The 391-nt window shown below is 69.3% G+C and carries 1 protein-coding gene; it reads left to right on the plus strand.

Going from position 1 to position 391, the window contains the following annotated elements:
* On the plus strand, positions 1-391 hold a 391-nt coding region (locus tag AC1DCP_RS26620; RefSeq protein ID WP_476774903.1), incomplete at both ends, for an NAD(P)-dependent oxidoreductase.

Below are 391 nucleotides of genomic sequence, written 5' to 3' on the forward strand. Positions count from 1 at the left end.
TGGCAGAAGTCCGCCAAGGGCTCGTTCGAGATTCGCGGCAAGACCATGGCCGTGATCGGCTACGGCAATATCGGCGCGCAGGTCGGCATCCTGGCTGAAGCCATGGGCATGCGCGTGGTGTTCTACGACATCCGCCCGCGCCTTTCGCTCGGCTCGGCCATGCCCGCCCACACGCTGGAAGACGCGCTGGCGCAGGCCGATGTGGTGACGCTGCACGTGCCCGCCACGCCCCAGACGCGCGGCCTGCTCAACGCGCGGGCGCTTTCGTCCATGAAGCGCGGCGCCATCCTGCTCAACGCCTCGCGCGGCACGGTGGTGGATATTCCGGCCCTCGCCCAGCATCTGGACGATGGCCACCTGGCCGGCGCCGCCATCGACGTGTTCCCGGAGG

Source organism: Agrobacterium sp. 10T429 (genome assembly GCF_056393925.1).